The organism is Providencia sp. PROV130, from assembly GCF_028482225.1.
GTDB classification, from domain to species: Bacteria; Pseudomonadota; Gammaproteobacteria; order Enterobacterales; family Enterobacteriaceae; genus Providencia; species Providencia rettgeri.
On the sequence record NZ_JAMPQC010000015.1, the window covers coordinates 21,926 to 47,327 of the forward strand.

The following is a 25,402-nucleotide window of genomic DNA, read 5'->3' on the forward strand; positions in this document are numbered from 1 at the left end:
TTTTATTTTTCGGCAATATTACGCAATAAGCTGTATTGAAAAATGGCGTTAAACCAACGCGAATCAAAATCTCTGACTTGTCTTAAGAAAAAAACGGTACTTGGTTCATTGCCAAAAACACTTTCAAATGTTGTTTTGCCACTAGCGACAGCTGCAGAAAATACGGGTAACCAGGCAACAGAATAGCGGTATTTCGTATCGGGAGAGACATCAATTGCAGAGTCTGTTTGCGACAGGATCCAGTTGTAAAGACGAGAACCACCATATTCAGGCCAACGTGATTCACTATGCTCACGCAGAAGATCCTGATACCAACCCTGAACAATTTCTCTCATCATCTCATGAGGTATTGAATGTGGTTGTTTACCTAAACTTAACCACTCCTTCACTTCATTGGCATAGGTAGGAAAAATAGTCCCTAATTGTTGATACATTTTATTCAGCAATTTTTTCTGCATTTCTTCCGGTGCCCCTTTATGGGCTAGGAAGGCCTGAAATCTTTCTGCTGCGCCTTTAATCTCAAGAATGGGTAAAAATTCCCAGAAAATAGGAAATTCATTTTCAATGCGGTTGAGATATTCAATAGACATTTCAAATTTAAACAATGACATTGCTAACGCTTGCGGATGTTGAACAAGTGCTCTCCATATTTCGAAGGTAGCAAGAGGTAAATATCCGTACTGTTCATATAAACTTCGTAGGAACTGCCAGCCTGAATGCGCTGGGCTACTAGCCATTTGGTCGAGAACCAAGGCGATTGTATTCACGTCTGAACGAGGGTCAAAAAGTTGTGTCGCTTTTTGCATAGATTGGATGGTGTTAACTTCAGTTTGTAAGGGGGGGGCGCCGCGAATAAAACATGGTCGAAATGCGGTTTCTTCACCTTTTACTGGAACTGCCAACCAAGGCCCATTCCTCTGTATTACCGAACTGAGCTCAAATTCACCAACAGGTACACCTTCGCTCATTAGTGAAGTGAGAAAAATGGGTTTTCTTTCAGGCTCACTTAGCAGCATGATGGCTGGTGATGGAATCTGTCCTGAACGAGTAGTCATTGAGTTGCTAGAAAGAATCTGTCTTTCATAATCGTAGTTAAGGCTGTATTTATATCGGCGAATTTGCCAGGTATGTATACTTCCAGAGCCATCTATACGCATTTCCACAACTTGGTCAATACCAGTTTCCAGAGATAGTAAGTTCTCAATATGTTCTCTTAGACTATACAAATTGAGTTCAACTGGACGTTCGCCTGCGGTATAACGCCACTCATGCAACGCTTGCTGTCTCGCTCTGGACATTAAGCGCAGTTCAAGGCGGAATCTTGCTGGTTCGCCATTGCGTCCAAAGAGGAATGCTCTGGTTCCCAACAGGTCATTAATAGTTATATTTTTAGGTAGGAGTTGGCCATTAACATCTAGAACTAGGCAGCCCTTAGTCGGGAAAGGTAGAATAATTTCAATGGGATTACCAGCAAGATTAGGCGTCACCTGTAATACTAAAGAGGTTGGTGGAACCCCCTCTGCTTTAATCATTATTTCCGTTTTATTTACTGATTTTTTGCGTCCAACTTCGAGCTCTTTATCTTTTAATCTGTACCAACAAGAGTGTTGGGTAGAAATAATTATTACACCCTCGTTTGGCTGTTCTCTGCTTTTAATTTCTAGTTGAATATCTGAAGGTAAAATCCCTATCTTTCGGCGTAATAGCGTTTCATTATTTTCATTTCGAATCGAAATATAATGCGCCCCCATCGTTTCATGTAAATCGCATCCGTCAATATTTTTGCCACTTAGGAAACGTTCATAACGAATACTCTGTGTTACGGCAAATTTGTGAATGACTTTGGGTATACCAACAAATGTTTCATAGGGTCTACATGGCCAGGTGAACTGATTACCCTGTAAAGCTAAATAGGTATGTTTAGCCTGTTCCCGACCGGTTTGAATTCGATACGTTTCATCACCTTCGAAAATGACGTCCTGACGCCCTTTTATAGATAAGGCAGGACATCCCAGTGCTTGAGTATAAGAAGAACTATCATCATGATTTGAAGATAGATGACCTTCCACAGGAAGAATGATGAGCACGTCATTGCTACGTACGCTACAGGAAGCCTGACCTTGTAATAACCAGCCACTTTCGTCACGAACAAATGTTAAAGGAATATCTCCAACTGCAATTTCTCCTCCATCCAACTTGATCTTGCCGACAATGATGCCTCCGGCTCGAGCCACTAATGATAAGCTGGCAGTTGGTTGCTGTCTGACAAAACGAATCTCGCTTTTGCGAAGCCTCACAGTTGCCTGCATTTTCTCTAGGCTTGCATATGCAGGCCCCAGACTGGTTACTTCTTCATCACCTTCATAAACAGCGAGTTCAAAACGAGTCGTTGATGGCTCACTTGAAATAGCAAACATTAATTCATTAGGAAGGAAAATATGTGCATGAATCTCATCAGGATGTTGTTCTGACCAAAAGAAATTACAGATAGTTGTTTTATTTTTTTGTAATCGAGGTTTAGTTTCAACAGTGGCGGTGCACAAAAGGCCATTAAGGAAACTGGTGCCAGTTTCATCATCAAGAGGCATTGGGAAACTATCCCGCCATTTAGGATGAACACGGTCAAGTTCTTTGACGGGCTCTGAGTGATTGCTGAGTTCGTAAGTTTGAACAAGAGAGATAAGCTGCTCAGCCATACAACTAATAAGTTCAACTGAGGTGTCTTCTTTGAAAGCAGCTGGAAGCTGTGATTTATCGACAACTACTTGCACTAAAGATAAAGCTGAATATCCTGATGAATGAGATTGGTCGTAATGATTAAGAATTTGAGAAAAAACAGAGTGGAAATGGCTACCGGATTCGTTCAAGAGCTTGAAGGGTAGGCCCCCTTCACTAAATAGAGATCCTAAAAAGTTACGCCGTTCTGAATCATAGAAACGAACAGGGCGTCCCCAGTAGTCTTCAAGGCCTTTTGGTACAATATGACTCAGTTCCGAAGGGGATAGAGATAAACCAAGAGCTTTATAGATAGGCTCCCAACTCCAGCCATGAATTCGTTCGTATTCCCTTCGATACCATTCTGCGCAAAATAATGTAAAGCATGCTGCATAACTTTTATCGTTTTTAAATCCTTCAGGCAGCCCAACACCGCAGAGTAACCGCTTTAATTCTTCATACTCCTCACTGGTTGCATGGTATTCAAATAACGGTCGGCTATCTGTTATTTTCAATCCTCGGTGGGTCAGAAATTTAGTTAGCCAAGAAGTACACTTAATTAGATAAATGTATTCTGATTTACTCACAACAAACCTCTCGTTAATTAGAATTTAGTATAAGGTTTAAATATAATACTTAATAAATATTAAACATTATTAGATTAACATAACAAGCAACTGATGCGATGGAGTAAATCATATTTTGTGGATTATCAAGGATAGAACACTATTTTCGTGGTTATTCATTACAACATATTTGTGTTCTCTGGAGAGGAACGAAAATTAATATCAGCTCATGTTGAAAAAATAGGGCAAGGAGGAACCGATTTGTTTATTGGTGAATTAGAGTCTTCAGTAATTTATTGCCATTATTGCGAGCCTATAGAAATCATGAAATCTTATGTTTGTTAAAAGATTTGCTATTAATTTGGGAAAATTTTTTTGAATTTTGACCATACATTAATTCAGAATTTATTCCTTATGGAAGATTAATCTGTTACTTTGGGTTTATGTTCATCTGTAACATTCCTCGTAGGAATACACTAAATCCCCTCATAACATTTTGGGCAACATTTTTGATTGTTTGTAAAGTATTCACGACATTGCACATGAAACCAATCCGTGACCTTTAGAATTGGTGAAACTGACACGAATGTGTGTGCTCAGCCGTGCCTTATCTTCTAAGTTCTTGAGCTTACTGATGACCAGTGAACAATGTTCTGCCGTCTGGGGCTCTGAATGGGTAAACCATGACTCCGCCGGTGTCTTGTGCAGTGTGACAGACTCACCGCAGTGAGAATCGTAATAGTTTTCTCGTGAATAATTTTGTTCTTGGGTGGCACCGGCGAAGCGATTATTTTGAGTCAGGGCCAACATCATTTGGACTTCATATGATTTAAGCATGGGTGTAATCCTTCTGTAAAATTCAAACTAAACGTTCTGAGTACCCAAAGCTCAGAACTGATTCGGTAACCCATATTGAAAATTAGAACGCCACCGAGTAGACAGGCTGTGCGCCTAGGACATACGGTGCCTAAAACTCGCTCAATCGCATCAGGTATGGTATAGGGATTGTGGGTGAGTCATGGGGGACATTAACTGGAGGATGTAGATAGTTTACTGTTAGTAGCGGTAGTGTCTTAGGATATAGGTCCTCTGGATTCAGTAATACGAGCCTGTAGCCAATTTTCGACTTCACTTTTCAGCCAACGTGAGCTACGTCCTAATTTGATAGGCTTAGGAAACTCACCGTCTTGGATCAGCTTATAAAACCACTTATCCGTTAATCCTGTTAGTTTAGTGATAAATTTCATGTCAATGAATTGGTCGTTCAGTAATGGGGTGTCAGTTGTTTGAATAGTCATTGTTTGTTTCTCCGATAATTAAAAAGGAGAAGGATTCGAAAAGAGATAATAGGTGTGGCGGGAATCCTTCAAACAATAACTGGCTGACGTTATTTTTGACTCAGCATGAATAGTGGTGTCAGGTTTACTGACCTGTATCCATACATAAAACAGTCCCCATTGAACAATGGGGTACTGAATTACGATGTTAATTTGTTCTCAATGTTATCTTACACTTCGTCTACGTCCTCGTTGTTTTGCCTCTGGAATATCACTGACCTGATAAACACGGCGTTCTGTGCGCTGATTCTCTTTTCCTAGATAGCTCAATATGTGCTTCATACCATGGCGGCCTTTATCGTCAGCGTGGCTAATAGTCCGCTCACCACGAACGCGATAGTGAGATTTGGGCTCACAGCGATGCGCATAGCCTTCACCATGGGTCATCGCTTCCCACTGGTCTCGAATATCCTCCCAAAACGGCCATATGTATTGGTGACGTTGACCATTAATGTAAAATGCTGCATGAATATGCAAACGATGTTGTTCTCCATATTCTAATACCCATGCAAATCCCACGATGCCAGAAATATCTTTTACCTGTTCGATTAACAATGTCATCTCCGAAGTGATTTGATGAATATCGGCATATTCAAATGATTCACTTTCTTTACGATAAGCAAAATCGATACGCAACATCATGAGTTTTGAATAACACTCAAATAAATCATCTTGATGATTAAATAATTTACGTTGCAATGAATAGTCAGGTCTGTGATTAAATTTAATTACGTTTTTCATAATGGTTATCCTTAGTGAATAATGTTTCTCATGAGATAACGCAATACTTTAAATTTTGAATAAAAATAAAAATCTTCATGATGATAATGATGGAAGGTTGATGTCAATTAAATGTTATTATCACTACGTAGTTCAATTGAACGTAGTGGTAGAATGGTTGATGGTTTTTTATTTTTCATGAAATAACCTTAATTCCTCAGTTGCGAAAGACACATAGTCACTTTCGGAGTGTTTGCATCAAAGGGTTATTATCATGACAGTGTTATTCATAGTAATGATAGAAATGGATACTTGATAAAATCGATAGTCCAGTCTCTCGGCCGATTAACAAATTATCTTCTTTATTAAATAATACTAATTAACCTTAATGAAATATTTTAACCAGAAAATTGGTAGGAAAAGTATTGAATAACTCACCTAGGATTTGAGTGTTTTGAATGTTCTCTCACTTTAACCAAGTGCTCGTTGACCATAAAGAAGCTCTTCATTAGAGCTATACTGTTCCATAAGAAGCATTTTAGGGTGGAAAAATGCCTGATTCTTAGCTAACACCCATTAAAATCGTCATGAATAAAGCATGGAATATTGATGTAAAAAACAGGTATAAATCATGAAGTTTAGATGGTAATATTTTGACCTTATCACGGCGTGATTTGTAAGGTGTGGTTATGAATTATCCCCAAAATCGTCATTCAAATAAATCCAATAAGAAGATGATTTCTGATCATGATGATTTATTGAATAGTAACAAAAGAGAGTTGATTTATTATATTCATTATTTACAGAAAAATAGGAAGTGGCGAGGTTATATTTCAGATTTAAATTACAATAATATTAAAGATGTAATAAAACAATTAGAAAATGCAATAAGTAAAGTTATACGTCAAGAAGGTGATATAAATGATTTTACGGAACGAATGCTAAAGGAATATCACGAGAACAGTATTAGGGAAAGTGAATTTGAATGGTTGAGAAATGATGAGCGAGCATGTTTTTGGTTATTATTTGTAATGTTAAATAATAGAGGTAATTCTCAAGACTTATCAGCAATAGAAAAAAACAATATACTTAATCTTCAATCTGGCTCTCTTTACTATTCTATTATTGCTTGGTTTGATAAGTTTACTAATTCACGTTCTCCCCGAGGTGGTCGAGGCGATAATGAGAAAAAATTAAAAGCATGCCATCAAATTTGGTTAGGTTCAGAACGGAATCCAGTTTCTAACTGGCTTTTGAGTATGAATAACTCGGATGAAATAGATTATTGTTATAATTACTTGGAACGTTTAGGTATCAGTATTATAGATGTTGTTATAAATGACAAAGACGCTAATTTTTTTCTTCGCTTAGGTGAAAGATACAATCTTAGCAGAAAATCTATTTTAGTCGCTTTTTTTGACTATTTATTTTTGTCATCAAGAAACGGTATTTTTGCTGCTGAAAACTTAAAAATGAAAATGGCAAGTGGGCTTTCTTCTTGGAAAAATAGAAAAAATAAAGAAGGGTATGTTGATGTGCATTTTGATATTAAAAAGGAAAATATTTCTAAGTTAGAAGCGCTTAAAAAGCGCTTTAATTTGATGTCAAAAAAGGAAGTCGTCAATGCGTTGATAGAGCGTGAGTACGATAAAAAAGAGTAGTCTTTCTATTCATACTCAATGGCTAATTTAAAATTTTTTCAGATATATATCATTTTAGTGATATCTCATCCTTGAGAGCTCAATAAACCACCCGCCATCCATTGTGATGGCGGATTTATTTTGAGGTTAATATGAAAAAATTATCAGGCTATGCCCTTATTCGCCGTCACCTCCGACGCTATCCCCGCTCACTACGACAAGCCTTATTAAAGGAACTTAATCAATTAGTCATCTATGAACCCGTGATTGGCATTATGGGAAAAACGGGTGTAGGTAAAAGCTCATTGTGCAATGCGCTGTTCCGCAGTCAGGTTTGTGATGTCAGTGCGGTAGAGGCTTGTACCCGCCAACCGCAGCGTGTTCAGTTACGCTTTGGTCGGTATACGCTCACACTGGTTGATTTGCCCGGTGTCGGAGAAAGCCAACAGCGTGATGAGGAGTATCATGAGCTCTATCGTGAGTGGATACCTAAGCTCGATATGGTGCTTTGGGTACTGAAAGCCGATGACCGTGCTTTCTCCATTGAAGAGCAGTTTTATCAAACGGTATTTAGTGAGTATAACGGAGCTCTGCCCGCCATAGTTTGGGTTTTAAATCAGGTGGATAAAGTTGAGCCCACTGAAGAATGGCATCGAGCATCCTCTCAACCCTCAAAGCAGCAGTTATCCCATATCGTGTTGAAGCATCAATTAGTCGCAAGCCAAATGCGCATCGCCCTTGATGACGTTATCCCGATATCGATTAAAGGTCGTTACCATTTATCCCAGTTAGTGGAGGGCATTATTACTCATCTCCCAAAGCAAGCTCGCAGCCCGTTAGTGCCACATTTGCAAAGCCCCTACCAAACATCTCACGTAATTTCTCAAGCTCGTCGCGCTTTTGGCGATGCCGTCGTCGAGATTATTGACCGAGTGATTGATTTAGCCCCATTACCGCAGGTGGCTCGTCGAGCGCTACAAGCGACTACACATCATATCGCGAGTGCCGCTCGTTCTGTTTGGTCATTTTTCTTCAATTAATTCAATTACATTCCTGAAATACGAAGCTATCGATAAATTATTTTACGTTGTCATGATCGAATTTGTCGATCGAACCGATCGGTTTTATTCATTATCCACCGCCTGTTTAAGACTATAGACTCTCTCAGAGAGATTTGTAATTTATATTTACTTATAAAAATCAATGCGATAAATCGCAGGGTTTGTCACGCACTTAAGGAGGTAACACACATGCCATTACTGCTACTGTGGGTTGGACTGGCGCTATTATTGGGGATTATTGCATCAAGCAACGGTCGTTCATTTTGGGGCTGGTTCTTTCTTGGGATAATCATTGACCCCCTACTTGCTGCATTACTGTATTGGCTAATAGGGAAGTTTCGTTAATGAGAACACTGTTACGTCTACTTGGCAAAATTACTCGTTGGTATATCACACTCATCATCTTTATGGCTTGCCTGTTATTTATTATTACCACACTCGGTGATATGGCTGGCTTCTAATTGGAAAATATCATGAAAACAAAATGCATTATTTCAGCGCTGTTGATTTCAGCATTAACCCCGATATTAACTCAGGCTTTTGGTAACCAACACACTTGGACAAGTCATAAAACTCAAGGCCTCTCCGAGTTTATTATTTTAGGGCAGGGTCAATCCCAGCTCTATCTGACCTGTGATGATGAAGGCAAGCAACCCGTAACGATGGTATTTACGGATGTGAATGGCCAACAAGTGCGTATGGATGCAGACCAATATCTTGAGATGAAATTTGATGGTGAAGACGCTGCTAATGTGAGCGAAAGTGAAACCCATATTGGTGCGCAATTTGTGCAGTGGGCTTGGAATATGCTACGCAGCGAGAAGCAAGTCACCGTATCCGGCGAAGGTGTCACATCGACCACGTTTACACTCAACGGTGCAGCCGCCGTCATTCCCCACTTTGAAGAGAAGGGTTGTGTGCCTAAATTTGTATTCTAGCCCACATCATCATGTTGCCTAAAAAGTATCACTATTTACCGTGTTCTTGGCAAAAAAATAATCAATACATCATAAGAGTGAAAGTAATGAAAAAAGCCATTTTAGCTATTTTGTTTGGTCTGAGTTCGTTTTCAAGTTTAGCGGATAATATCCCCATCCAAGTGAGCGCAGGCCCCAGCACCGCAGGTCGGTCTTACAGTAAAATCTATGTCACTTCGCGTGTCGATAGCGTGGTAATCAAAAAGATAAATGTGAATCGAGGAAATTGTAAGGATGCAGAGGACCGCCCTTGGAAGCCTGTAAGGCTGTCATTTGGGAGTACGTATGAGCGTATTTTTACTGGTAAACGCGGGGGAACGCCGTGCAATGTGATTGAAGTGGTAGTTGATACTAACCAAGGTGCATGGACATTTAATTTCAAATAATCATTCTTATTTTTAACTTAATCTTTTATGGCCTGCTCAACATAGCAGGCTACCTTATTTTGTTTATCAATGGCCTCCCCCTCTTACATCTAATGTAAAAACGCATTGCTTCACGTCATTTACCAAACGCAATTTTATTCTTATTTTTACTCCCTAGCCTATTTATTATTCAATTATTACATGGAGATATCACATATCATCCCCTTATTCAGCCTCAAAACCTGACACACTTATGCAAGTTAATGTTGTTCCACTTTCTGCTAGGCCAAATTTCTGGCAAGCCCACTTTGGTACAGTCAAAGGCTTCGCCACGTTTGAAGTGGTGATATTCACTATCATGGGGCAATTCTGTGATGAGTACACTGGCGGCTATTGGGAGTACAGCACCTTACCCAATGGCGGTGCGTTTATTTATCCTGATTTAGGGCCCGAAAAATTAACACTGTTCAATATGCATAATGGTAATGAAGCGAAACTCAGCCCTGAAGCGGCTGGTGTGGCCGTCTGTTTGATGCTGTATAGCATGTGGTCATTTAGAACTGAAAGTGAGCTACTCGTTGAGCGTTTCTATCAGCTTCGTGATTACGCTATTCAACATCCTGAAAGTTCAGCTATTTTCCATCTTATCGATTAACTCTCCCTTAATTTATTCTCTCAGTCTTATCTATCTACTTTATTTTCAAGGAAATTAATTATGACTCGTTTAGCCTCTCGCTTTGGTGCGGCGAATAGCATTCGTCGTGACCGCCCGTTAAACATCGAAGAATTATTCCGTACTGTACCTAGCGTATTTTCAGAAGAGACCGATACACTTACATCCCAACTATTACCTTACTCGATAGTCTTCAAAAGGAAGGCTTCTACCCGTTCTTTGCTTGTCAGACACGTGTTCGTGATACGAGTCGTCGAGAGCATACCAAGCATATGCTAAGACTTCGGCGACATGATCAAATTACAGGAATACAAGTACCTGAAATTATTATTTTAAATAGTCATGATGGTTCAAGCAGTTATCAAATGTTACCGGGTCTATTTAGAGCTGTATGCCAAAATGGTTTGGTTTGCGGCGATACCTTTGGTGAAGTGCGTGTACCACATAAAGGCGATGTGGTAGGCAAGGTGATTGAAGGAGCGTATGAGGTATTGGAAACGTTTGATACGGTTGCTGAAAAGCGTGAACAGATGCAATCACTATTGTTACCGCCACCAGCGCAGCAAGCTTTAGCACTTGCGGCGTTGGCGTATCGCTTTGGTGAGGAACATCAGCCTATTACAGAAGAACAAGTATTGCAGCCTCGTCGATGGGAAGATAAGAAAGATGATCTTTGGACAGTATACCAACGTTTGCAGGAGAATTTAATCAAAGGCGGATTATCAGGTAGAAATGCGAAAGGCAAGCGAGCTCGCACTCGTTCGGTCAATGGCATTGATGGTGATATTAAATTGAATAAAGCGCTGTGGGTGATGACAGAAAAGATGCACGAACATTTTTCTTGAATATAATGCATTTAGTCGCATAAATAAGCATGAATTTGATTTAAGTATTGTAAGTTTGGTTTAAGTGTAAAATAATCTATCCTCAGTTATGGATGAGGATAGATTATGGCTATAGGATATTTTTTACGGGTTGGTGATAGAACGACTTGTGGAGGACAAATATTAACGGGAGACAATACCATGCAATGGTATGGTGTTGCTGGTGCTCGTGAAGGCGATATGGTCAGTTGTGGCAAGCATTCTGGTCGTTTTTATATTATCGGTGGCTGTAACACTGTTTGGGATGAAGGAAGAAAAGTTGCGGGTACGCTTGAAAGTATGAGCTCATGTCCCTGCCATGCACGATTTATTAATTCCATTCATGATTGCTATAGCGATGAAAGTGGATCTGTTAGTGCTGGATCTGTTTCAGATATCCCGCCAGCCATAACCAATAAAATCTGTATTAGTTGTTTAATGAAAGCCGCTGAATCAGGTCAAATGTTAGTAGTAAGAGAAGGATGATATTAATGCATAATTCTCATCCTATTTTTAGCTATTTTGAACGTCACCCTGATGAAAAGCATTATTGTTTAATCTGTGGTCTGCAATATGAACGTTACTTTGATCAAGAACTTCAGAGTCGTTATGGAACCGCAAGTCCACTCTTTAAACAACGTCCAGATTCGGAAATCGCATGGGCTGGCCCTTGGCTGATTGATGTGACAAAACGATATGATTTACTTGCAGATTTAATGCAATTGGAAGCCGAATCTCCGGCACTATCATGGCTAGTCAGTGACTCATCAATTGAGAAATTGTCGACTCACTTCTCTGAACGGCTTAATGTGAGTTTGCCTGATGGTAAAACCACTTTATTTCGCTTTTATGATCCTCGTGTAATCCACAATTTACCTCAAGTTCTAACAACCGAACAATTCCATGAAATAACCACGCCGCTTATTGCATGGTATTACCGTTTTAAAGGACGATTTTATGCATTACAAGGAGGTGGCTTAAATGCAGTTTAGCGAAGAACAATTAAAGAAAATTCAAAATATTGAACAGAGTGATTATGTGACTCAAGTGAGTGCTGATTTTTATAAACACCATTTAGATAAACTACAGAATCTCGGAACATTAGATAGGCGCTTAGAATCCGCATTTCAATATGTTCTCTCCCTCGGTTTCACTCAAGAACCGTTAATTCGGTCATTTTTATTTTACGAAGCTTGCAGCCCTGACTTTCATTTAAAGCCAGAAATTAGAAATATGCTTGAGGAAAAAAATCGCGTGCCAGAGCAGCAGTATCAAGATTTTTTACGGATAGCCATGAAATTAATTGAATGGAGAACTTAGCATGCCAATTCCATTAATAGTTGCAGGCGCAGGTTTAATGACTCTGGGTGGCCTAGCCGCAGTGACACAAGAAGCCTCAAAAATTGGTTTTCCCTCTTCGTCAGGTAGTAGCGATGATGAGTGGGGAAATGAAAGCATTGCGATTGGTGGAACTGATATCGAGGATGAAAATGGTCGCCGAGGACGTGGGCAAAGTTCCGCTACGGGCGCTGTTGCAGGTTCATCGATTGGAGTCGCTGCAATTGAAGCAAGTAAAGGGTGTAAAAAGTGCACAGCAATTGGATTGGTTGGGCCACATAAACAGCCAACTAACGGGTGGTCTCTCGAATCAATAATTTATCAGCAGCGAATTTGTTCAACTACAATAGGTGTTGATGGTACATATGGCTATATTAATGAATATGAATGCATGGAAGTTCATTTTGATGGGTGGAGAGAAACCCAGTGTCTGTTTTTAGAAGCAAAAGGTAAATATGACAGTTTTTTTAATTCAGATGGTGAACCTTATTTTAATGGTTTTCAAGGTATAGCAAGTGTGATGTCTCAGGCAGCCAGACACCAATTTGTCATGGACTCATTGCAAAATATTCCATTTTGTCACTGGCATTTCATGCAGCCCAAAAGCGCTGGTTACTTTGCTAGAGAGTTCGTTGGTTTCTCCAACCTTAAAGTATTTCATACGCCGTAAGGAGTGATAATGACTATCTCATTGATTATAGAAATTTATTTGAGTAAAAAAAATTACACAGCGCAGGATGCGGTTGATAACATCTTATATTTTTCAGAGTATATAAAAGAAATAACGCATTCTGAAAACTGGTTTTTACCTGGATATAGTAAAGAAGAGGCATTAAAGCATAAAATAATTGATGGAGGCTTAATTGTTCAAGAAGCGGCCGACTCAGTTATAAAAAAATTAGATAAAACCCCTCCCATATTTGTAACATCAATTTGGGATGGAGATAATGCTGGTATAAGGACGCAAAATTATATATGCAGAAGTACGGATAATTTTCGAATTACCTTTTCTTTAAAGGTTGAAAATGAAATGGGTTTGACAACAAAAATAAAGGGTTTTTTGCAAAACATATTAAACAATAAAGATAATATTGCTGTTATGCTTGTTCAAACAAATCAATATCAATTGAATGAAAGAAATGTTTTTCCAGATAGGCTGCCCGTTGGTTGGATGCTTTATCTCAATAAAAAAATAACTCAGCAGCAAATACCTATGGCTGCTCAACTTATCGATATTGAAAATGCAAAAAATAACGGTACTTTGATTATCAGTACCGACAATGTATTTGACGGTTCAAATAAAGATGATATTAGAAAAGCCAATGAAATCGAAATTCAGCTAACCGCATTGGGGCTACTTCCACTTTATAATGAAATTTATAATTAAAATTGAATTGATGGTAGTATTAACGTTAATGGGGTGTGGCAACCCTACACCCAAAGTAACACCTGATAATCTACCGTCTGCTATGGCGGGTGCGGGGTATAACACGGTAATTAATATTTCAGGTGGATATATAAGTGAAAAAAGTATTTCTTTTGATATCATTCCCAGCAATTCTGGACTGTCATGGAGCCCAATGATTTCATACAGAAACTCTCTGGGTAAAGTTCAAAAAGATGTAGATTTCCACACAATTACTGTATCAGGGACCCCATTAAAGAAAGGGACGATCCAAATTAAGATATCGGGCTTCACTCATGGAACTATGTATGCAGGTAAAGAATTCCATAAAATCTATGAAATAAAAGTTGATTAGCCCAATTTTCAAACCCCAAACCACTGAGTATACATTTAAGTATACAAAAAATTTCATATAAATTTATTTTAAATAAAAACAATGCATTGCCTATTAAAGGCGAGTCCGGCCTTCGCACCATAAGAACATCAAGAGACGTCAACCGACGTCTTTTTTGTATCTAAAATCCAGTGCTTGCAAGACTTTCTCCGCATTTTCAGTCAATGCATGTCAACTTAACTCAACCCACATTAACCTCCGAGTGAGTATATACGTCGCTTCGATAATGAATGTATATTCGTCATACTTCGAATTACAGGGTTGTTGGCTTCGTTCAGCTATCTGAGTCACATAGTTATCTATGCTCCTCGGCTATCTTCACTAGCTGCCTACACGTAATCCGAATTATTTAGAGTATATGCTTGCTCAGAGGTGAGAGGATAAAGAATATGGCACAATCTACCCGCAGCAGCGGATTTATTATTTAGCTCAGCAATAACAGCGCCTAACGCAGCATATGCCATGGCATTCGCGGTTTTATTATCTTCATCTACTTGCTGTTTTATTAATGTCGCTAAGTACGGCGACGAGGCATTTGCCAATGCACTTGCTAAATTATCACCTGCCAGTCCTTGTAGCCGCCCCGACGCTGACCTCTTGTTGTTTGGCATCATAGCCCGGGTCGATTTGGACGCTATCGCCCGTGAGGTTCAAGTCTTTTTGAGCAATCAGCTCCGCCCATATGCAGTTTGTTGCCGGCGGTTAAGGTGACATCATTCTCTGCCACCACCGAGGAGCCTTTGACAGTCAGGTCATTCCCTGTGGTAATGGTAACTTTTTCGCCACTGAGCAAGCTGCCTTTTTCATGAGTGGTTTCATCGTGTTGGATAGTGTGTTCACTGCTAGTGCTTAAGAAGTCTTTACTGCTACGCTGCTCTTCGACGGTTTTTTGTTTTCTTAATTCTGCAAGATTAACGTGTTATGGCGGATATTCAAGTGGCCAAATTTATTATTAAGTAGCTACAATTTAGAGCCAAACAATTGAGCTCTAACATAGATTCTTTAAGGCTTTTTTCTTAGTATGTAAATTAAACACTCTTGTTTAATGATATCTTATACCTTAAGAAAAGAGATAACTAAAATGCCAGTTGCTAAACGCCCTATTTTTAATTTGGAGCTTGATTTACTTCGTACTTTTATTGCGGTTGTTGATGGTGCAACTTTTGCCGCCGCTGCAGAATCTGTTTGCCGAACGCAATCAGCGGTGAGTCAACAAATGCAAAGGTTGGAGTCACTCATTGGCAAGGAATTATTTGTGCGGCAAGGCAGAAATAAAGCATTGACGGATTCTGGTACACAACTATTGAGCTATGCCCGTCGTATTCTGCGGCTTAATGATGAGGCATGTTTATCGCTAGTTTATGAAGAAATTGACGGGGTATTAAAAATTGGTTCGCCAGATGACACAGCGAATACCATATTACCTGATTTACTAGCCAGATTTTCAGGGGCTTATCCAAATTTGATCATGGATATTATTGTCAAACGTAGCCCATTTCTTATGTCAATGTTAGAGGATAATGAACTCGATTTGGCCATTTCAACCGAGGAACATGTTGGTTACCCTAAAATTGTTTTACGTGTTTCCCCTTCGCTATGGTATTGCGGGAAGCATTTTACCTTTAATTTAGAGCAGCCACTGCCATTAGTTGTGCTAGATGAACCGAGCACTTACCGTGAGATGATGATCAATCACCTCGATCAACAGCAAATACCTTGGCGAATTGCGTACATGGCAACAACATTATCTGGTGCACGTGCTGCAGTTAGGGCGGGATTGGGCATTATGGCGCGTTCAATTGAACTTTCTGGGGAGGATTTACGCATACTCGGTGAAGATGAAGGGTTACCAGCACTTCCGGCAATTCGATATAACTTGTACCTCAACTCAAAAAGCCCAACTAAAGCCGCCCAAATTCTTTTTAACTCATTAAAAAATGAACAAACAGACGTTATCTCCCATAACAACTAAAATTAGGAGTGATTATGACCCATTTTCACGGTATTTTTCCTTATCTTGTTTCACCAGTTGACCAAGCTAAAGGGGTTATTCTTGAATCATCCCTTCGTCATCTAATTGAACATCTTATTTCGAGCGGAGTTCACGGGTTGAGTCCGTTAGGGAGTACAGGTGAATACGCATATTTGTCACAAGAATTGCGAAATGAAGTCGTTCGCATTACGGTTGATCAAGCCGCGGGGCGGGTACCCGTATTAGCGGGGGTCGCCAGTTTCTCAACATCAGATGCGTGTTCACAAGCAGAGCAATATGCCAAGTTAGGTGTGGATGGTATGGTACTGATATCCCAAAAAATGTACCCTCTGAGTGACAAAGCTCAATTGAGTTATTTCCAGACAATAGCAGAGTCTTTTCCTGAAAAATCGATGACGGTCTATACCAATCCTGGTTTATTAGGGGATGTGCTGTCAATTTCTCTTTTGAATGAATTAAGCTATATCCCTAATATCGAATATGTTAAAGATGCATCGAGTAATACTGGAAGGTTATTAACGATGATCAACACCTTCGGTGAGCGAGTTAAAATTTTTAGTGCTTCAGCTCATATTCCTTTATTAGTCATTAAATTAGGTGGCGTGGGCTGGATGGCGGGTCCTGCCTGTGTATTGCCAAAACAATGTGTTGAACTATATGAGTTGGCCACTAGAGGGGATTGGGATACAGCGTTAGCAAAACAGAAAGAAATGTGGCAAATCAACGAAGCTTTTACGCAATATGCATTAGCATCATGTATTAAAGCATCTTTAAACATTCAAGGGTTTAATGTTGGTGACCCGATTCTTCCACAAGAACCTCTCAATGATGTTGCTATTGCTCATTTACAGCAAATTATTGCTCAGTTAAATGAATAATAAGGGGAAAGAAAAATAGAAGCCCATTTAGTGTGGGCTTCTATTCGTTAGTCGGTATTATTAAATACCGACACGCAATAACTGTGTGATAGCCGGTATAGTTTTCGTTTCGAAGGACAATACACTTTTAGCAAGCTGCGCAGCTTGTTCATTTTTCATTACCAACTCTGCATTGTCATAAAATTTGCTCACAATATCCTCCAACGACATTGGATTTTGTGGGTTACCGTATTGGATATCTAATCGTTCCGTTATTGTTTCACCATTAGTTAATGTGACAAAAATTAAGCCGGGAAAATAGGTTGGAAAAGGAATTTCATTTTCAGTGGGATAACGATAACTGACTTTTTTCGCGAGGTTTTGGATATCTGTTCGCTGTAAATTTTGGGCTGAGAGCAAACTTAATGTTAATTTGTCTTCGATAAAGCCTGCGGCAAACAACCACGGGAGGCTAAATTTCGCTGCATAGGCACTCTGAGGAGCCCATTTTTGTTCTGGTGGCTCACAAATTAAGGCAGCTGCAACGGGATCGACAACGCATTCTACTTTAGCAATTTGCTCGAGGGTTATTCCTTGTTGTAATAATCGTCTCCCACAATCGACAGTGGCATGAGCAAAATGGCAAGCAGGATAGGGTTTAATGGAAACATTCATTAACTGCCAAACATTACCTAAGTCTTGGGTGACTTGCTCGGGATGCGCATTTTCACGAAGACCATGTGTTTGGTACAGGCTATAGCGCCCTTCAAAAATAGTTTCTGGCCCTGTCATTCCGCCTTTAGCTAAACAAGCTGCAATAATGCCTGATTGCGCAGCCCAGCCCGCATGAAAACATTTTGCAGACGAGCTATTGGTTAGGTATTCAGCAACACCACTGGCTTGGCTTCCTGTTAGTCCAAGAGCATGAACCGTTTGTTCCCGAGTTAATTTAAGTAATGAAGATGCACAAGCTGTCGAGCCAAAAATACCGGCTATGGCGGTAGAATGGAAGCCGCGTTGATGGAATCCGCTGTGGCTTGCTAACCCCACTCTGGCAGCAACTTCCCAGCCAATAATCCATGCAGTAAGGAGCTCTTGCGTTGTTGCTTGTAAATGTTCTCCGAGTGCAAAGGCGATAGGGGTAAGTACGGCACTACCGTGAGTGATTGAGTCGGTGTGTGTATCATCAAAATCTAATGCATGTGAAGAAATACCATTTACTAAAGCGGCGGTGGTAGTTGAAACGGTTTGGTTACTTCCCCAAATTGGAATTTTTCCTTGATGATCAGGTAAATAAGCGACTCCCTTACGGCATTGTGTTGCACTTTGTTGGAGACTTCCGGCAAGTGCAACGCCTAATGTATCGAGTAAATGATATTTGGCGCGTTCAACAACCTGCGGTGGAATATCAGAAAATGATAGGGATGTGATAAATTGGCTTAGCTGTTGGCTTAATGTCATAGATACCTCTGGTGAATGAAAAAGCCAGCACTTGACTGGCTTTAAGAAAGTAGAGATTTAAACTTTGCTAAAATGAATTAGTCATTAAGCCAACCGGATGCTTTGGTTTGTTCTATTACTCGAGTGACTTGTTCAGGAGCATTTCCCACATAGGTCGTTGGATCTAATAGGGCATCAAGTTCTTCTTGCGTTATATGGTCACGAATGCGCGTGTCACGGTTAATGGCCTCAATAAAGGTGATGCCTTCTTCTTGGCCAGACATAGAAGCTTCATAAACAATTTCATGGGCAGTTTGTTTACCCGCTTTGTCTGATAAAGCAAACATGACGCGCTCAGCGAGCATAAATCCACCTAAAATATCTAAATTTTGGCGCATCTTATCGACATGCACGTTTAATCCCCCTAATACCGTTTTCATGTTATCGAAGATCACCGAAAGCATCAGGCACATTTCTGGCATCACTTTCCATTCCATCTTCCAAATCGCACCATCTCTTTCGTGTTGGTGTTTCATCATGTCGGTAAGTACTGAAAGATTAGCTTTCAATGTATTACTGACACATGCCGCATTTTCGACAATGGCAGGATTACGTTTGTGTGGCATCGTTGAGGAGCCAACTTGACCTTTACTAAAAGGCTCTGAAAGTTCATCAATTTCATTGTGAGCTAATAATAAAATTTCATTGGCAATTTTTCCTAACGTGCCGCTAATTAAACCAATCAGCATGCCATATTCACTAAATCGGTCGCGAGCGGGTTGCCAAGATATTTCAGGAGTGCCTAAACCGAGCCGATTTAATACACGAACTTCAAGCTCATCTGCTTTGTCGCTCAATGAGGCCTTAGTTCCAACAGCGCCAACAACGCTACCAACGAATAAGCGAGGTTCGATTTCTTTTAATCGTTGATAATGGCGTGCTAATTCCGTTAACCAAATTGCAGTTTTGTGTCCAAAGGTAATCGGTAAGGCTTGTAAGGCTAAGGTTCGTCCTGCCATTGGTGTATTGCGATGCTTTTCGCTTAACGATAATAAAGAACGCCCTAATATTTTGATATCACGTAAAAAAACGTTATGAGCTTCTTTAAGTTGAAGCACTAAGCCTGTGTCCATAACATCTTGTGTCGTGGGTCCAAAGTGGACGTATTCACCAAAATGTTCAGGACAAGCATGCTCTAAACCACGGATGGTTGGAACAAGTGGGTGACGAGTTAAACGCACTTGCTCTAAGATGAAATCCATATCTAACTTTTCCAGTTTTGCTGTATCAGCAATGATCTTCGCAGCTTGCTTTGGAATCAAGCCTAATTCAGCTTGTTCAATTGCTAATGCTGCTTCGTAATCAAGCCAATTTTGCATTCTGACCTTATCAGAAAAAATAGCTCGCATTTCTTCTGTAGACCATAAGTTCTTTAATAATACCGAATCAAAAACACTAGTACCCATAATATTCCCCTGTGTAAGAATAATATTGAAAATTAAAAATCAATTATTTGTTAGAGAGTTTCTTTATTTATGCAACAAATAATAAAAATAAACACCTTAATAAGATTAATGTTAATTAAAGGCTTTCTTATGTATTTATAATTCCATTAAAATCAATTAGTTGTATTTTTATTTATTGTTTGTTATCTATCGATTTTAATTCTTAATTTTCTCTTAAGTTTTCATTAATTTAATTAATGCTCATTTGTATGATGAAGATCATCTTTTTAAATAAGACATGTTTTAAAAGAAAAGTAATTTGATATACATAATATGAATTAAAAATTATCAAAAATAAATAATCTTCCTTTTAATTATCAGGGGATCTATTCTTATATTTGGAGAAATAAATAATGACATTAAATAAATATACAAAATTGATACATAGTGGACGACAAACTATTACAACATCAGGACCAATCAATCCACCAGTAATGCGAGCGAGCACTATTGTTTTTGATTCAATTAAAAGCTGGCGTGATGTTCGCGATCGCCGCGCAACGGAACGTGTTTTAAGTTACGGTGCGCGAGGTACAGAAACAGCATTTGCACTTGAAAGCTTGGTAACTGAATTAGAAGGAGGTTATAGAGCACAGTTATTTCCTACAGGTCTAGCCGCGATTGCCGTCACTATTATGGGCTATGTACATAGTGGTGGGCATGTATTGTTTGTGGATTCGGTTTATGAGCCTGTGCGCAAAATTGCCGATGCTTTTTTAAAACCAAACAATATTGCCTATAGCTTCTTTAAAACAGATGGCTCAGATTTTGAACAAAAAATTCAGAGTAATACACAGCTTATTTTTGTTGAGTCCCCAGGTTCATTACTTTATGAAATGTTGGATTTACCCGAAATATGCCGCATCGCGCATGAACGAGATATTCCTGTCGGCGTTGATAATACTTGGGGCTCAGCATGGCTTTATAATCCACTAGAATTAGGCGCGGATGTTTCTGTAATTGCAGCAACAAAATACCTCTGCGGGCATTCTGATGTGATGATGGGAATTATGGTCGCGACAGAAAAAGCTTGGAAAAAAATTGGTGCCTTGCCAGAAGCTTTAGGTCAAGCCAGTAGCCCCGATGATGCAGCTTTAGTTTTACGAGGAATGCGGACTTTAGGGCAGCGATTAGCTGCGCATGGCAAAGCCGCGTTAGCGATTTCACAATGGCTGGAAACGCGTCCTGAAGTGGAAAAAGTCTGGTTCCCTGAATTACCATCTCATCCACGACATGATCTATGGAAGCGTGACTGCAAAGGTAGTAACGGCTTATTAACCATTGAATTCAAAAAACAATATACCACTAAGCAAACAGAAAACTTTATTGATGCTTTAGCCCTGTTTGGTATCGGTGCATCGTGGGGTGGGTTCGAAAGCCTCGCACTACCCGCTAACGTAGTCGGTGCAAGAACAGCATCAGATTGGCGTGAAGGCCACGGGCCTTTTGTTCGTTTACATATTGGCTTGGAGTCTGTGGATGATTTGATATCCGATATTACACAAGCATTTTCAACATTAAACCAATAACAATAAAGCTGCACCAATACTGGGGAATTCTTCTATGACAGGTTTAATCATTGCCGCGCTAGTTACAGCGCTGGTTGTTTACCTGCTGGCTCGAGGTTATAAGCCTCAGCCAGTCTTGTTGCTAGGGGGCTTGCTTTTGCTGCTCCTAACCGCATCTTTAGATCTTAATTCATTGTTACCAGAAAACAAAACTACGCATTTTAAGTACTTTGATATCTTCCAAATTTTTACTGATATCATGAGTTCTAGATTAGCAGGTCTAGGGTTAACATTAATGGCGATTGCTGGATTCTCCCGTTATATGGAGCATGTGGGGGCAAGTCGCGCATTATTTGCTATTTTTGAAAAGCCACTAAAGACTATTAAATCACCTTATTTGTTATTAGTGATTTCATTTTTAGTAACGCAAATTCTCGTTATTTTCATTCCAAGCCATGCCGGGTTGGGGATGCTACTAATGGTGACTATGTACCCAATATTAATTCGTTCAGGTATCAGCCCGCTTTCTGCTTTAGCAGTTATCGGTTGTTGCCAGTTTATTGACCATGGACCCGGTTCCGGTAATGTCATTATGGCAGCGAAAACAGCAGATATTGAACCCGCCGTTTACTTTGTTCAGTATCAATTACCCGTAACTATCCCTATTATTATAGCAGTGGCAATCACCCATTTCTTTATCCAGCGTTGGTGGGATAAGCGTGAGGGGTTTGTTTTTGATTTGAGCAAAATTGATTCTATTAAAGAAGATAGCGGTAATAAAGTTCCATTGTCTTATGCGTTGTTACCAGTTATTCCATTGATCTTAATTATCGGATTTAGCCCATTATTACATCCATATATTAAGTTGGAAGTCACCACTGCGATGATCATCAGCACTGTCATTGCACTGATTTTTGAATACGTCCGTTTACGTGATGCGAAAGCCGTCATGGACAGCTTTATGTTGTTCTTTGAAGGCATGGGGAAACAGTTTGTTTTAGTGGTTTCTTTGATTGTTTCAGGGGAGTTTTTCGCAAATGGATTACTCAAAAGTGGAGCGGTGGATACGTTAATTAGTGCTGCTCAAGATGCTGGCTTTGGTATCGGGGCGATGATTATTGTTATGAGTGCCATCCTTGCACTTGCGGCGTTCCTAATGGGCTCAGGGAATGCAGCATTCTTCTCTTTTGCTGCATTGACACCGAAAATTGCTGCTTTTCTCAAAGTGGATGTGGTGACGCTCATTTTACCAATGCAGATCATGACAAGCTTTGGACGTACAGTTTCACCTATCACTGCAGCAATTGTTGCAATTGCAGGGATTGCGGGGGTTTCACCGTTTCAAATAGTAAAACGGACGGCAATCCCAATGGCAGTTGCCGCAATAGTTAACCTTGTTGTAACTTTCTACTTCTTATACTTCTAATTAGACTTGCGCATTTATCCCTTAAACTTTTCGTTACTCTTCGGTTTAAGGGATTTTTTTATTGATTGGAGGGCTATTATTCATCCTTTTATCAAAAACTATCATCAATGATAGTATGGGTATGTGATTATTTGGTTAGTTATCTTTTTATGTTCAGTCATTAATACAAAAAATATTTGAGATACTCTCGAGCATACATTCAATAGCAATGAGGCTGCAAATATCTTGCACATCGTGCTCGAGGCAAATACGTTGGAATAACCATAACCTCATAATGTTTTTTAGAACACGGTAGTGGCCATTAACCTCACCTTTAGTGATCAAATGGTTTGTAAAACGATGAATTTCATCTAATGATAATTTTTTATTATGCACATTATAGCAAGCCAACATGACACGACCGCTAGATGCGCTTAAATCAATAGCAACAACATGGCGAATATTCATGACTTTTTTATCCCTATTACTTAACTTATCGTCATATACTAGAGTGAGTGAATAGTGGCGGGCTCAATAGATCGTCACTAAAAAGTAAAAATGGCAATATATTTAAAGTCGTAGTGATCTTATTCACAGACTTGAAATCTCTCAATATTTCTACCAGAACCATTTGATCAGGAGCGAATAATGAAAGATCCTCACCATATAGCTGAATGGGCTAAAGTTAGAGAAACCTCAATTGAAATTGCTCAAGCTATTTTTGAATTAGCGAATAATGATGAAGTGTTAGCGGAACAAATTTGGGAAGAAGGTTCTGATGAAGTTTTACCTCTGGCCTTTTCGAAGACTACTGCGGATAGGCTATATTGGGGGGAAGAAACCATCGAAAGGAAAAATGTATAATTCGTTTTGAGCTTTTCTGAAGAGATAAAAACCTCGCGAAGGCGAGGTTTTTATTAGCGATTATAAAGTGTTAATTTATATTATTTGCCATTAAAAGACTGGATATTTTTGAGAATAGCGTAAAAACAAAAGTAAGATGGCCATCACAGAATGACTATTTGCTTTGTGATTATTTTTGTAGCAGTAACCGTTGATTGGATTATTAGTAATAAGCTTGATAAATCAGGCACTGAAAGAAATATCAGTGCCTAGATATGAAAAGCAAAACTAATTAATATTCATAAAAGCAGCGTATTTTATTAAAAAATACGCTTCTCAACTATCAAGTCAGTGAATTGGGTTAGAAGGTTTTGATTAACTAATTAAATGCAATAATGACGACTGCATTTCCAGTGTAATACCCAGGTGTTACCGTTCCTGATGCATGTAATTCAGAAGTGAATGTAAATGAATTCGCCGCATTATTCCCAGAAATGTTCATGTTCGCGCCATTCCAGCCATTTTGATTATTAATTAATGGATTTGAATAAAAGTTAGAAGTCGAATTTAAATATACATAACGCTCACCCGTGGTTGAACGAGCAAATAAATTGATATTTGTCGCCTGTGTACAAGTGATATTGCCAGAAACTGAGTTTGTTTTACCATTTAAACTCGTGTTACTGAGTGCCCCGTGATTAACAAAAGCAGGCAGAGATATACTACATGTTTGATTTGTAGGTGGGATTTTACCACAGACGCTACCTGGCCACTGGATTGCATTCCTAACTCCCGGGGTTGGTTTATGGTTAACATAGAATAATCCAATACAAGTCGCATTTGGGCTATCAATGACAAACGATGCACGATAAGGAATTCCTTTTGCACTACGAAAAGCCGCTGCGACTTCTTCCGCTGTTCGATACTGGTTAATTCGAATGCAGTTACCATAATCTAAGCAAGATCCACTCAACGACGGCGCACCAGATGCATACAGAACATCAGGGCCTACCCAGCATTCGGTTGATCCATAACAAGGGTTAGTAACACCACTTGCTTCACTCCAAGAAAGAATGTCCATCTCAACACGAGGCCAAGCTCCAGAGGTCATACTCACAGGCATTACATACGCAATCGCATTGGCAGGGCGAGAAGGAAATAGAAACGCTAATGCGATGATTAATAATAAAATACTCAAATGGCTTGTATTTAACATTCCGTATATTTTTGCTTTTTTCGCATACATAATGATTTACTCATAATCTAATTTGAACGTGGCACTCGCAGCCCATGAACCGAGCACAATTGATTTATTTTGCAATGCAACTGGCTCAGCTCTCACATACGCTTGAAATCGTAGGTCATTATTATTTCCGGTATACAACCCTTGGGTATAACTGCCACTATTAATTTTGATTGCCGCACCGGAAATACTTTCAATACCAACCGCCACACCTGTTGCTTGGCTTCCAGCATCTAACGCTAATAAACCAGGTAAAGCCAAACTTTCTGCGCCCATAAATGTGACTTTCACTTCATGGCCTAACGCTAAATCGCAATTGATTAAGCGAATGGTAAAAGGTTGGCTATTTGTTTGAGTATTCAGATACAGGTATTTATCCACGATCGTTCCGAAATCTAATTCAATCGATTCGTCGCCAGGATAAACGTCACAAGCATCTTCAATTAGCGTGCCATCAAATTCCACATTGGCAGAAAAAGCGGCAGTGGCACCCAAAAACCATAAGCCAAAGGCAAAGCTCATATTACGTTTAACATTCATAGTTATGACTGCCG

27 protein-coding genes and 2 pseudogenes are annotated in these 25,402 nt (G+C 39.5%); 18 read left to right on the forward strand and 11 right to left on the reverse strand.

What is annotated here, in order from left to right; all coding sequences use genetic code 11:
- Positions 1-2: 2 nt before the first annotated feature.
- The 4 genes from PSF28_RS10815 to PSF28_RS10830 all read right to left on the reverse strand — a co-directional run bounded on the left by PSF28_RS10815 (position 3) and on the right by PSF28_RS10830 (position 5,359).
- Positions 3-3,302, reverse strand: a complete 3,300-nt coding sequence (locus tag PSF28_RS10815; protein ID WP_272685047.1) for an STY4851/ECs_5259 family protein — start codon at positions 3,300-3,302, stop codon at positions 3-5.
- 507 nt (positions 3,303-3,809) lie between these two features.
- Positions 3,810-4,118 (reverse strand): DUF7828 domain-containing protein, encoded by a 309-nt coding sequence (locus PSF28_RS10820; RefSeq protein ID WP_272685048.1) that lies wholly within the window; start codon positions 4,116-4,118, stop codon positions 3,810-3,812.
- A gap of 236 nt (positions 4,119-4,354) precedes the next feature.
- A complete protein-coding gene (locus PSF28_RS10825; protein ID WP_272685049.1) occupies positions 4,355-4,579 on the reverse strand; it encodes a helix-turn-helix transcriptional regulator in 225 nt (74 codons plus the stop codon).
- Between the two features lie 204 nt (positions 4,580-4,783).
- Positions 4,784-5,359, reverse strand: a complete 576-nt coding sequence (locus PSF28_RS10830; protein ID WP_272685050.1) for a hypothetical protein — start codon at positions 5,357-5,359, stop codon at positions 4,784-4,786.
- Between the two features lie 668 nt (positions 5,360-6,027).
- On the opposite strand from PSF28_RS10830, the gene PSF28_RS10835 reads away from it, so the two are divergent.
- From PSF28_RS10835 to PSF28_RS10895, 13 genes and pseudogenes are all read left to right on the forward strand, one after another.
- On the forward strand, positions 6,028-6,999 hold the full coding sequence (locus PSF28_RS10835) for a hypothetical protein (protein ID WP_272685051.1): 972 nt from the start codon (positions 6,028-6,030) through the stop codon (positions 6,997-6,999).
- Positions 7,000-7,130: 131 nt separating this feature from the next.
- A complete protein-coding gene (locus PSF28_RS10840) occupies positions 7,131-8,018 on the forward strand; it encodes a GTPase family protein (RefSeq protein WP_272685052.1) in 888 nt (295 codons plus the stop codon).
- Positions 8,019-8,228: 210 nt separating this feature from the next.
- Positions 8,229-8,384, forward strand: a complete 156-nt coding sequence (locus PSF28_RS10845) for a hypothetical protein (protein WP_272685053.1) — start codon at positions 8,229-8,231, stop codon at positions 8,382-8,384.
- A gap of 128 nt (positions 8,385-8,512) precedes the next feature.
- Positions 8,513-8,977 carry a hypothetical protein gene (locus PSF28_RS10850; RefSeq protein ID WP_272685054.1) on the forward strand — a complete coding sequence of 155 codons (465 nt, stop codon included), beginning with the start codon at positions 8,513-8,515 and terminating at the stop codon, positions 8,975-8,977.
- A gap of 86 nt (positions 8,978-9,063) precedes the next feature.
- Complete coding sequence (locus PSF28_RS10855) at positions 9,064-9,402, forward strand: hypothetical protein (protein WP_272685058.1); 339 nt, start codon at positions 9,064-9,066, stop codon at positions 9,400-9,402.
- A 232-nt stretch (positions 9,403-9,634) separates the two neighbouring features.
- On the forward strand, positions 9,635-10,036 hold the full coding sequence (locus PSF28_RS10860) for an antirestriction protein (RefSeq protein ID WP_272685055.1): 402 nt from the start codon (positions 9,635-9,637) through the stop codon (positions 10,034-10,036).
- Positions 10,037-10,096: 60 nt separating this feature from the next.
- Positions 10,097-10,899: pseudogene (locus PSF28_RS10865) on the forward strand (DUF932 domain-containing protein).
- A gap of 105 nt (positions 10,900-11,004) precedes the next feature.
- The gene (locus PSF28_RS10870; protein WP_198860966.1) at positions 11,005-11,403 is read left to right on the forward strand and encodes a PAAR domain-containing protein; all 399 of its coding nucleotides are present in this window, start codon (positions 11,005-11,007) and stop codon (positions 11,401-11,403) included.
- Positions 11,404-11,408: 5 nt separating this feature from the next.
- Entirely contained in the window at positions 11,409-11,909 is a 501-nt protein-coding gene (locus tag PSF28_RS10875) for a DUF4123 domain-containing protein (RefSeq protein ID WP_272685056.1), read from the forward strand.
- A complete protein-coding gene (locus PSF28_RS10880) occupies positions 11,899-12,237 on the forward strand; it encodes a hypothetical protein (RefSeq protein WP_272517430.1) in 339 nt (112 codons plus the stop codon). The genes PSF28_RS10875 and PSF28_RS10880 overlap by 11 nt, the downstream gene beginning before the upstream one ends.
- A 1-nt stretch (position 12,238) precedes the next feature.
- On the forward strand, positions 12,239-12,925 hold the full coding sequence (locus PSF28_RS10885) for a Tox-REase-5 domain-containing protein (protein ID WP_272517431.1): 687 nt from the start codon (positions 12,239-12,241) through the stop codon (positions 12,923-12,925).
- A 9-nt stretch (positions 12,926-12,934) separates the two neighbouring features.
- Positions 12,935-13,642, forward strand: a complete 708-nt coding sequence (locus PSF28_RS10890) for an Imm52 family immunity protein (protein WP_272517432.1) — start codon at positions 12,935-12,937, stop codon at positions 13,640-13,642.
- Positions 13,626-14,015: a hypothetical protein gene (locus PSF28_RS10895; protein ID WP_272517433.1), complete on the forward strand. Its 390-nt coding sequence runs from the start codon at positions 13,626-13,628 to the stop codon at positions 14,013-14,015. Before PSF28_RS10890 ends, PSF28_RS10895 begins: the two co-directional genes overlap by 17 nt.
- A 368-nt stretch (positions 14,016-14,383) precedes the next feature.
- Here the strand turns inward: PSF28_RS10895 and PSF28_RS10900 are convergent, their stop codons facing one another.
- Positions 14,384-14,665, reverse strand: coding sequence for a hypothetical protein (locus tag PSF28_RS10900; protein WP_210839102.1), 282 nt, complete (start codon positions 14,663-14,665; stop codon positions 14,384-14,386).
- A 23-nt stretch (positions 14,666-14,688) separates the two neighbouring features.
- Positions 14,689-14,883 carry a hemagglutinin repeat-containing protein gene (locus tag PSF28_RS23645; RefSeq protein ID WP_425594635.1) on the reverse strand — a complete coding sequence of 65 codons (195 nt, stop codon included), beginning with the start codon at positions 14,881-14,883 and terminating at the stop codon, positions 14,689-14,691.
- A 252-nt stretch (positions 14,884-15,135) separates the two neighbouring features.
- Here PSF28_RS23645 and PSF28_RS10905 point away from each other — a divergent pair, with 252 nt between their 5' ends.
- Positions 15,136-16,026, forward strand: coding sequence for a LysR family transcriptional regulator (locus tag PSF28_RS10905; protein WP_272685057.1), 891 nt, complete (start codon positions 15,136-15,138; stop codon positions 16,024-16,026).
- Between the two features lie 14 nt (positions 16,027-16,040).
- Positions 16,041-16,925, forward strand: coding sequence for a dihydrodipicolinate synthase family protein (locus PSF28_RS10910; protein WP_210839107.1), 885 nt, complete (start codon positions 16,041-16,043; stop codon positions 16,923-16,925).
- A 60-nt stretch (positions 16,926-16,985) separates the two neighbouring features.
- Here the strand turns inward: PSF28_RS10910 and PSF28_RS10915 are convergent, their stop codons facing one another.
- Both PSF28_RS10915 and purB read right to left on the reverse strand, forming a co-directional pair.
- Complete coding sequence (locus PSF28_RS10915; RefSeq protein ID WP_210839109.1) at positions 16,986-18,365, reverse strand: MmgE/PrpD family protein; 1,380 nt, start codon at positions 18,363-18,365, stop codon at positions 16,986-16,988.
- Positions 18,366-18,442: 77 nt separating this feature from the next.
- Positions 18,443-19,810, reverse strand: a complete 1,368-nt coding sequence (gene purB / locus PSF28_RS10920) for an adenylosuccinate lyase (RefSeq protein ID WP_109912793.1) — start codon at positions 19,808-19,810, stop codon at positions 18,443-18,445.
- A 392-nt stretch (positions 19,811-20,202) separates the two neighbouring features.
- Between purB and metC the strand changes: the two genes are divergently transcribed.
- Positions 20,203-21,378: a cystathionine beta-lyase gene (metC, locus tag PSF28_RS10925; protein ID WP_210839956.1), complete on the forward strand. Its 1,176-nt coding sequence runs from the start codon at positions 20,203-20,205 to the stop codon at positions 21,376-21,378.
- Positions 21,379-21,412: 34 nt separating this feature from the next.
- Positions 21,413-22,783: a C4-dicarboxylate transporter DcuC gene (dcuC, locus tag PSF28_RS10930; RefSeq protein ID WP_004907576.1), complete on the forward strand. Its 1,371-nt coding sequence runs from the start codon at positions 21,413-21,415 to the stop codon at positions 22,781-22,783.
- 321 nt (positions 22,784-23,104) lie between these two features.
- Here the strand turns inward: dcuC and PSF28_RS10935 are convergent.
- Positions 23,105-23,230: pseudogene (locus tag PSF28_RS10935) on the reverse strand (FGGY family carbohydrate kinase); the annotation flags it as partial.
- A gap of 180 nt (positions 23,231-23,410) precedes the next feature.
- Between PSF28_RS10935 and PSF28_RS10940 the strand changes: the two are divergent.
- Positions 23,411-23,626 carry a YccJ family protein gene (locus PSF28_RS10940; RefSeq protein WP_047756975.1) on the forward strand — a complete coding sequence of 72 codons (216 nt, stop codon included), beginning with the start codon at positions 23,411-23,413 and terminating at the stop codon, positions 23,624-23,626.
- Positions 23,627-23,984: 358 nt separating this feature from the next.
- Here the strand turns inward: PSF28_RS10940 and PSF28_RS10945 are convergent, their stop codons facing one another.
- Complete coding sequence (locus PSF28_RS10945; RefSeq protein WP_210839953.1) at positions 23,985-24,851, reverse strand: MrpH family fimbial adhesin; 867 nt, start codon at positions 24,849-24,851, stop codon at positions 23,985-23,987.
- Positions 24,852-24,857: 6 nt separating this feature from the next.
- Positions 24,858-25,388 (reverse strand): fimbrial protein, encoded by a 531-nt coding sequence (locus PSF28_RS10950; protein ID WP_210839951.1) that lies wholly within the window; start codon positions 25,386-25,388, stop codon positions 24,858-24,860.
- Positions 25,389-25,402: the final 14 nt, after the last annotated feature.